Origin of the sequence: Streptomyces sp. NPDC059142 (genome assembly GCF_042755665.1) — a bacterium.
Taxonomy (GTDB): Bacteria; Actinomycetota; Actinomycetes; order Streptomycetales; family Streptomycetaceae; genus Streptomyces.
On record NZ_JBHZDA010000121.1, the window covers coordinates 15,690 to 17,722 of the forward strand.

The window sequence follows — 2,033 nt, forward strand, 5'->3', positions numbered from 1 at the left end:
GACCCCCCCCCCGGACCCCGCCCCCCCCACCCCCCCGCCCCCCCCCCGAAGGAGCCCCCCCCCGGACCCCGCCCCCCCCACCCCCCCGCCCCCCGGCGCGCCGTCGCAGCGGACCGCGCGGCCGTCGCCGCCGCGCCGGTACGGGGCGCCGCCCCGCCCGGGGCCGTGGAGGTGTCGGACGACGGGAAGGCCGCGCTCTTCCCGGTACGGATCCAGCCCGTGGAGGCCGACGACGACACGGTCGGCGCCGCGGTCGGCGCCCTGCGCACCACACTCGGCGACCCCGACCGGGCGCGGCCGGGTCTCGACGTGCGGGTGGCGGGCGAGGCGGGGCTCGGAACCGACACCAGCGCCGGTGACGTCGACACCGCCCTCCTCCTCACCAGCATGGCGATCGTCGCCGTCCTGCTGCTGGGCACCTACCGCAGCCCGACGCTCTGGCTGGTCCCGCTGTTCGCCTCCCTCGTCGCCGTCCTGGTCGCGCGCGGCGCCGCGTACGGGCTGGCCGAGGCCGGTCTCTCCGTCACCGAACTCTCCTCGGCCATCCTCATCGTGCTGGTCTTCGGCGCCGCCACCGACTACGCGCTGCTGCTCCTCAACCGCTACCGCGAGGAACTGGCCCGCCACGAGGACCGCCACGAGGCCGTCGCGGAGGCGCTGCGCCGGACCACCCCGGCGATCCTCGCCAGCGCGGGCACCGTCGTCGCCGGGCTGCTCTGCCTGCTGGTCGCGGATCTCGCGGGACTGCGCGGGCTCGGCCCCGTCGCCGCGGCCGGGGTGGTCGTCGCGCTCGCCGCGATGGTGACGCTGCTGCCCGCCCTGCTGGTCTGCGCGGGACGCGGGCTGCTGTGGCCGCGTATCCCGTCCCCGTCCACTCCGCGCGGCGCCGCCGACCACCGGCTGTGGCAGGCGGTCGGCGACCGGGTGGTGCGCCGGCCGCGGACCGCCGCGCTGCTGGTCACCGTGGCGCTCTGGCTGCCGGTCCTCGCCCTCACCGGGCTGCGCACCAGCGCCGATCCGCTCGACTCGGCCCCGCCGTCCGCCGAGTCGGTCACCGGGCAGCGCGTCCTGGCCGCCCACTTCCCCGAGGGGGCGGCGGCCCCGCTGACCGTCGTCCTCCCGCCGGGCGCGGACGACGCGGCGGTCCGTACGGCCGTGGAGACCGCGCGCGGCACGGACCGGGTGGCCGGCGCCGAACGCGGCGAACCGCTCACCGTCGCCGGGGAGCCGGGGCCGCGGCCGACGCTCCGGGTGGAGCTGGCCGTCCCCCCGTACGGCGACCGGGCACACGCCGCGGTGGGGGAGTTGCGGGCCGCGCTGGCCCGTACGACGGACGGCGCGCTGGTCGGCGGCGGCCCCGCCGTACTGATGGACCACGCCAGGGCGGCCACCGACGACACGCTGCGGATCGTCCCGTTGGTCCTGCTCGCGGTGACGGTCGTCCTCGGACTGCTGCTGCGCTCGCTCGTCGCGCCCCTGGTGCTGATGGCCGTCAACGTGCTGTCCTTCGCGGCCTCGCTGGGGCTGGCCACGCTCGTCTTCGACCGGGTGATGGGGTTCGGGGGAGTGTCGGCCGAACTCTTCGTCTACGTCTTCGTGTTCCTCGTGGCGCTCGGCGTCGACTACACGATCTTCCTGATGGAACGGATCAGGGAGGAGCGCGGCCGGCTCTCCACCACCGAGGCCGTACGGCGCGGGGTCACCGCCACCGGCGGGGTGATCACGGCGGCGGGGCTGGTCCTCGCGGGCACCTTCGCCGCGCTGGCGCAGCTCCCCGACGTGACGGTGGCCGAGGTGGGGATCGCCGTGGCGATCGGCGTCCTCGTCGACACGCTGCTGGTGCGCTCCGTACAGGTCCCCGCGCTGGTGGTCCTGCTGGGGGACCGCACCTGGTGGCCGGGGAGGTACGGACGGAAGCGCGAGGACACGTGAAAGGCGGGGGGGGGGGGCGGGGGTCGCCCCCCCCCCCCCCCCCCCCCCCCCCCCCCCCCCCCCCCGCCGGGGGGGGGGCCCCCGCCGCGCTGTGGCGCGCG

General features: G+C 78.0%; 1 protein-coding gene. It reads left to right on the forward strand.

Features of this window, described 5'->3' with window-relative positions; all coding sequences use genetic code 11:
* The first annotated feature begins 171 nt into the window (after positions 1 to 171).
* Positions 172 to 1,932 carry an MMPL family transporter gene (locus ACFXPK_RS29550; RefSeq protein WP_385080153.1) on the forward strand — a complete coding sequence of 587 codons (1,761 nt, stop codon included), beginning with the start codon at positions 172 to 174 and terminating at the stop codon, positions 1,930 to 1,932.
* Positions 1,933 to 2,033 lie beyond the last annotated feature (101 nt).